This window comes from Candidatus Salinivivens marinus, from assembly GCF_965655845.1.
In the GTDB taxonomy this organism is placed as follows: Bacteria; Pseudomonadota; Alphaproteobacteria; order Rhodobacterales; family Rhodobacteraceae; genus Salinivivens; species Salinivivens marinus.
The window spans coordinates 1-6,054 of the sequence record NZ_CBFHHX010000020.1 but is presented as its reverse complement, the minus strand read 5'-3'; the positions used below and the strand labels follow the sequence as shown (position 1 = coordinate 6,054).

8 protein-coding genes are annotated in these 6,054 nt (G+C 38.9%); 3 read left to right on the top strand and 5 right to left on the bottom strand.

Annotated features, from left to right (window positions below; translation table 11 throughout):
- Positions 1 to 530 (top strand): FKBP-type peptidyl-prolyl cis-trans isomerase (locus ACTF5Q_RS11845; protein WP_438954804.1); only part of this gene is annotated, 530 nt, incomplete at its 5' end.
- Here the strand turns inward: ACTF5Q_RS11845 and ACTF5Q_RS11840 are convergent.
- A complete protein-coding gene (locus tag ACTF5Q_RS11840; RefSeq protein WP_438954805.1) occupies positions 527 to 883 on the bottom strand; it encodes a TspO/MBR family protein in 357 nt (118 codons plus the stop codon). The two genes, ACTF5Q_RS11845 and ACTF5Q_RS11840, sit on opposite strands and share 4 nt — an antisense overlap.
- On the opposite strand from ACTF5Q_RS11840, the gene ACTF5Q_RS11835 reads away from it, so the two are divergent.
- Positions 792 to 1,010, top strand: a complete 219-nt coding sequence (locus tag ACTF5Q_RS11835; protein WP_438954806.1) for a hypothetical protein — start codon at positions 792 to 794, stop codon at positions 1,008 to 1,010. The two genes, ACTF5Q_RS11840 and ACTF5Q_RS11835, sit on opposite strands and share 92 nt — an antisense overlap.
- Positions 1,011 to 1,073: 63 nt before the next feature.
- Here ACTF5Q_RS11835 and ACTF5Q_RS11830 read toward each other — a convergent pair whose 3' ends face one another.
- Positions 1,074 to 1,415 carry a Crp/Fnr family transcriptional regulator gene (locus tag ACTF5Q_RS11830; RefSeq protein ID WP_438954803.1) on the bottom strand — a complete coding sequence of 114 codons (342 nt, stop codon included), beginning with the start codon at positions 1,413 to 1,415 and terminating at the stop codon, positions 1,074 to 1,076.
- A complete protein-coding gene (locus tag ACTF5Q_RS11825) occupies positions 1,416 to 2,201 on the bottom strand; it encodes an MBL fold metallo-hydrolase (protein WP_438954802.1) in 786 nt (261 codons plus the stop codon).
- A 258-nt stretch (positions 2,202 to 2,459) separates the two neighbouring features.
- Between ACTF5Q_RS11825 and ACTF5Q_RS11820 the strand changes: the two genes are divergently transcribed.
- Positions 2,460 to 4,214 (top strand): adenylate/guanylate cyclase domain-containing protein, encoded by a 1,755-nt coding sequence (locus tag ACTF5Q_RS11820; protein WP_438954801.1) that lies wholly within the window; start codon positions 2,460 to 2,462, stop codon positions 4,212 to 4,214.
- Between the two features lie 217 nt (positions 4,215 to 4,431).
- Here ACTF5Q_RS11820 and ACTF5Q_RS11815 read toward each other — a convergent pair whose 3' ends face one another.
- Positions 4,432 to 5,316: an AEC family transporter gene (locus ACTF5Q_RS11815; protein ID WP_438954800.1), complete on the bottom strand. Its 885-nt coding sequence runs from the start codon at positions 5,314 to 5,316 to the stop codon at positions 4,432 to 4,434.
- Positions 5,317 to 5,400: 84 nt separating this feature from the next.
- The coding region (locus ACTF5Q_RS11810) for a DMT family transporter (RefSeq protein WP_438954799.1) at positions 5,401 to 6,054 on the bottom strand (654 nt) is incomplete at its 5' end.

Here is a 6,054-nt window from a genome sequence, read left to right as displayed (position 1 = left end):
GTCAAGTTATTCAGGGATGGGAGCAAGGTGTTCTGGGAATGCAAATTGGGGAGATCCGAACCCTTAATATACCACCAGAATTAGGTTATGGAGCAAGAGGAGCGGGAGGGTCTATTCCACCCAACGCTCGCTTAATCTTTGAGGTGGAACTCCTGTCTTTGGATAATCCTCCAAAACTAGAGCATGCAAGTGTGTTAGAATTTAAAGATGCGCAGAAAAAAGGTCAGTTAATAATTGATATCAGGCGACCAGAGGAGTGGGCTGAAACTGGCATTTTAGAAGGTGCACAGACTATTACTGCCTTTACAGAAAGTGGTGCTTTACATCCTGATTTTCAGCGCAAGTTTTTTCCTTTGATCGAAGATGAAAATACTCCCGTTTACCTTTACTGTAGGACTGGAAATAGAACAGGTACTTTAGGTAATGCTCTTGTAAATCAAGTTGGTTTAAGGAATGTAACTCACTTGAAAACAGGGATCGTTGGATGGAAGAAAGACGGACTTCTTACTGTGCCTTATAAATCAGACTAGTTAATTCTTAGGTATTCAAAATTTAAAAGTGTAGCGAATGACACCCAGAGGAGGTACGGAATGAACAAGTAAGCAGCTATCTTGTCTATTTTGTACGAACTTACAGTGTAACAAAGTATCGCGATCCACAGGAACAGAATTAATACCAGCGCTCCCAAGAGATCATATGCCCCAAAGAATACTGGTGTCCATAAAGTATTCAGGCACAGCTGTAGGGCCCAAAGTGCATAAGTTATACCTTTCAAATAATGAGGTTCTGCATTGATAATCCTAAAAGCACTAGTAGCAATAAAGATGTATAGAATTGTCCATACCGGTGGGAAAAGCCAGGAAGGTGGTGCAATGCTGGGCATGATCCAACCATTGGCATTTAGATCTCCAGCAAACCATACTGCGCCGCTCGCCGCAACAAATGTTGAAGCATATAGTAAGAGCCAAGTCAGTATGTTGATATATTTTTTCAAGAATTTTATTTATTGAGACCAATCATTAGCGATTTAGAGTGTGCCGCACAGAAGTCCATAAATTTTAATAAGTCACAACTTATCTACGTTTTTGTAATTCTCGAAGCCTTGATGACAAGATCGCCATGACCCCTCTTACAATCATATCGCCTTCATCAAGTTTCTTCTCAAATTCTTTTTGTGATACAAAAATTACTATACAATCACTTAATGCTTTCGCGGTTGCCATTCTCGGAGCAGTATCGATAACGCCCATCTCACCAAGTATTTCATTGGCTTTTAAAATAATATCTGGTTCGACCATTTCTTTATTTGTTGGAAAATATATTCCGACCTCTCCCGATCCAACAATATAAAGGCCATCAGCAGGCTCACCAGCTTTGAAAATGGTTTTGCCTGGTTTCATCTCAATTTTTTTCATTCACAACTTCAAAACCTGTCCATCTTTTGCCAAGTGGATACCGTTTGGTAAACTATTTCCAATTATATCTAATTCAGCATCTGTTCTGTAAGGAGCATGGTGCGAAATTATAATCTGTCCACAATTTATATCTGAAAAGAATTCCACGCCCTGCTCAAGAGAGGAATGACCCCATCCAGTCTTTGATTTTAACTCTTCTTCGGTGAACATTCCGTCCCAGATCACAATATCAGCATTTTTCGAAAAGTTTTTTAACTCATCAGCCTGAGAAGTTGTAAATTCGTTGTCGCAAAGAAATACACATTTCTTATCGTCCTTTGTTACACTATACCCATAGCTTCCACCGGGGTGGTTTAACTTAATTGCTTCTATATTGAAACCCACGCTCAAAGTCCTCTGAGCTTCACTAAAATTTGAAAAGGTCACGTTATCTAAGTTATCAAATATATCTAGGGGGAAAAAAACTCCAGAAAAGTAGCGTCTAATAATTTTGTTCAACTCTTCTGAGTCAACCAATGCGCTGGAAATAAAAGTCTTCGTCTCTGGCTTTAAAAGATATTTGTTGAACGCTAAACCCTGCAAATGATCGTGATGAAAATGACTGAAAAGAACTAGTATTTCTTTATTGGGATTCAAAATCGCATTTTGGAACCCTGAGCCAGTATCAAAAAATATTTGAAATTCATCCGTAATTAGTTCAAAGCAGGTGGTATTCCCACCGTATTTCATCATTTCACTAGATGAAACTGGAATTGATCCTCGGCAGCCATGTGTAATGAGTCTCATGACTGATACACGGGGTTTATTGAGAGAAGGGATGCTATTGATTTTTTATTTTCCATGCTCTGGATAGTATTCTAATTTTTCTGAAACCGTCAATCACATGTAAATCTGTTTGATTACAATTTAATCAATTTGTGAGCACGTTCCCTTATCTTACTGAACTGTACATAAAAACACTCGAGTGCATTCAGTTTTTGTTGCAATCCATTATTTATGCAATCTATTGTACAGCAACTCTTTCTTACTTCTCAGGATTTTTATATGGAACGGAAACTTTGCACTATACTGGCGTTAGATGTTGTCGGCTTTAGTAAAATGATGGCAACGGACGAGGACCAAACGTTAAAGGTTCTCAATAGTAGACGGGAATTTATTGATGCATGCATTAACGAGCACGGGGGGAGTATTTTTAATACGGCAGGTGACAGTGTTTTGGCTGAATTCTCAAGTCCGGTCAGAGCTGTAGAGTGTGGAGTTCAAATACAGAACAAATCGATGGCCATTAATGCAGAGAGTGACGAAAAGGATCAGATGCGGTACCGAGTAGGCATTAATATTGGTGACGTTATGGTTTCTAATGACAATCTTTTTGGAGACGCGGTGAATATTGCAGCACGTCTGGAAGCTCAAGCAATAGCCGATGGAATTTGTATTTCAGATAACATTTATGATCTGGTAAATTTGAAAGTCAAAGTTTCCTATGAAGATGCAGGAGAATTAGAGTTAAAAAATATTGGTCGACCTATCAAGGCATACAATGTATTGAAATGCAAAGGAGCGACAAGAGGCTTAAGAAGTGATGACGCAGAGCCGCAAGTTAAAATAGAGTCGGCAGAGCCTGGGTCATTGGCTGTGATGTTGTTTAAAAATCTTAGTAGTGATGAAGATCAAGAATATTTTTGTGAAGGCTTTTCAGAGGATCTTATATCGGCATTTTCTAGGTTCAAAAAACTTACAGTAATCGCCAGTAATGCAACCTTTGCTTACTCTGGCAAGGATAAGTCTCCCACCGTCGTGGGACAGGAGCTTGGCGTGCGATACATCTTAGATGGGAAAGTAAGGAAGATGGGTAAGAAAATGCGAATTTCTGCATCTCTTTTGTCCGCCGAAGATGGTACTACACTTTGGTCGCATAATTTTGACACTACACTGGATGATATTTTTGATATTCAAGATGAATTAGTTGAAACAATTGTTTCAAACATTGTTGGTAATGTGGAAAGAGACCAAGTTAAAAAATTGGCAAATAAAAAGCCAGAAAAAATGGAAGCATATGATTTAGTTTTGCAAGGTTTAGAATATCACCGTCGAAGTTCGGTCAGTGCGGAAAATAACAAGAAAGCTCTTAGCCTATTTACAAAAGCCACTGAAGTAGACCCAAACTATGCTAGAGCCCATGCTTGGAAAACTTGTTCTCTTGCCAATAATTCAGAATGGTTTCCGGATGATATGCCTGAAAATTGGATGAATGAGGCATTTTCATCTGTTAACAAGGCTATCGACCTCGACCCAAATGATCCCGAAGCACACAGAATATTAGGTGCAGTAAAACTTTTGTTTGAGGGTGATTTTGAAAAGGCGATATTTCATCATGAGAAAGCAATTGAGATATGTCCCAGTGATACTTATCACATTGCACGTTATGCGGTTTTACTTTGTTATTTGGGAGAGCCAGAAAAAGCAATGGAGCAGATTAAAAGGGCCATGAGAATTGATCCATTTTGCTCTGATTTAGTCCTTGAGACCGAAGGCTTATGCAATTTTGTTTCCGGTGAGTTCGAAAGTGCTATCGCGAGTTTTAAAAAGATGCAGATAGAGACTAGAACAAGTCTCTTTTATACGGCAGCCTCCTTGAGAAAAATTGGAAAGTCTGAAGATGCTAAGAGAGTTTTAAAAGTTGCTCAAACTGAAAGTGGAATGGAGAATGAGAAATTTGTTGCATCACAGCTTTTCCAAAGAGAAAGTGATAAACGCTCTCTTGTGGGGGCTTTAGAAGAGATTCAGGCTAGTCTATAGCTATTGTCAAAAACAACTGTTTATTGTGTGTTTAAACAACCGGAGTTGATTTAACGAATTATTATGATCTTTGCACTTTTTGGTATCATAGCAATTCTTCTAGTATTTATTGTGTTCTCTGCAGCAGGTCGCTCTGAGAGAACAAATAAATTCATTTGGCCTTTTGCCCTATGCTTTGTATCTTTCTTAGTCTTTTTAGGGTATTTGGCCAGCTGAACTAAATCAATAAAAATGACAAAAGCACTGGCGTAGTGAAAGTTGTAAGGAAAGTGGAAATTACAACAAGACCTGCAACAGCTTCAGCGTCAGCACCATATTTTTCAGCCAGAAGATAAGATGTTACTGCAACGGGCATAGACATTTGAATGACCAAAACAGCAAAGGCTTCATAAGGCAGATTAAACTGATAACCAACTCCTATTCCTGCAATAATACCTATCATGATTTTTGATAGACTTATGCCAAGTGTTTTAAAAGCTAAACGCGTTTTTAGCCGTGCGACTGCAACTCCTAAAGTGATCAGCATTAGGGGAATAGCCATCTGCCCAATTAGGTCCAGTGCATTCGTGAGAATTTTTGGTGTCTCCCATTCATAAAACATGAATAAAAGTCCTAGTATTGTTGCTGGCACTAAAGGTTCTCTGAGTGGTTGCCTCAGAGAGCCAGTGCCAGAAACCACCCATAGACCAAATGTGAACGCCACAATACTTGTGAATGCAAAAACTATTACGGCATATCCCAAGCCATCTTGGCCAAACGCTAGAAAACACAGTGGTAAACCTAGGTTTCCGGTATTCCCGGAAATTAAAGGCATAAGAAAGGTACGCAAGTTTAGTTTGAAAATAAATGTAAATACTAAAGCTATTATACTCACTAATGCGTATGCTGCGCAAACTACGATTATCATTTCACTCAGAAACTGAGGGTTTATCGTATTCTGTGTTAGAGAGGTAAAAACTAAAGCTGGAACGGCTAAGGTCATTGCAAGCCGAGTAACAAACTCAACTCGATATTCGAAGCCAAACTTTACCCAGAAATACCCTATTGCGGCCAGCAGAAATACGGGCGTGACGACCTCTAGAACTGTAAAAAAAATAATCACATGAAACTCAATCGCAATACTAAAGAAAAGTAACTACAAACAAGTATTAGTAAAGTAAATCACGTTGGAGTTAAATAATCTTTTTTACATTATTGGAGGCGGTTTCCAGCGTTTCCCTGAGACTGCGTTTGTAATAATTGCCAATAATAAAACGCTACCACCGATAAGAGTATTGTTAGAAGCAAGTTCTCCCAGAAAAAGCCAAACCCAAACTGGCCCAAGAACAACCTCAGCCAAAGACAATAAAGTTAAATCTGCTGCCGATAAAGCTTTGGAACCGATTGTATATAGTACAAGTCCACCACCAACTTGGAATATTCCCAGTGAAAATGATATGGCAATATCGTGAAAGGAGAGTGAAAGCGATTGTTTTAAAAACAAACAAATCAAAAAAGTAATAATTATTGCAAAACAGCCAGACAAAAATACTGAAGGAAGCATTTCATCATCTTTCCCCCATCTAAGTGTTACCGAGAAAATGGCAAACCCCATCGCAGAGCCTAATGCTGCAAGGCTTCCAATTAATGAAAATTGAGTGGATTGATCAGCAAACATGTATGCTATACCTCCCATTGCAACTATCACCGCACACCATGTCATTATCCGTACTTTTTCACCGAGAAATAGACTTGCTAGAATAGCTGCAATGAATGGTGCTGTAGCAAATAAAAGCATTGCGTTTGCAACGGATGTTGTTTGAATAGCAAAAATGCCGCCAGCATAAGCTGCTACTAAAGA

What these genes read in the sequence shown, in the direction of transcription:
- ACTF5Q_RS11840 (WP_438954805.1), bottom strand. Translation starts at nt 883, where the DNA reads ATGCCCAGCATTGCACCACCTTCCTGGCTTTTCCCACCGGTATGGACA.
- ACTF5Q_RS11830 (WP_438954803.1), bottom strand. Translation starts at nt 1,415, where the DNA reads ATGAAAAAAATTGAGATGAAACCAGGCAAAACCATTTTCAAAGCTGGT.
- ACTF5Q_RS11825 (WP_438954802.1), bottom strand. Translation starts at nt 2,201, where the DNA reads ATGAGACTCATTACACATGGCTGCCGAGGATCAATTCCAGTTTCATCT.
- ACTF5Q_RS11820 (WP_438954801.1), top strand. Translation starts at nt 2,460, where the DNA reads ATGGAACGGAAACTTTGCACTATACTGGCGTTAGATGTTGTCGGCTTT.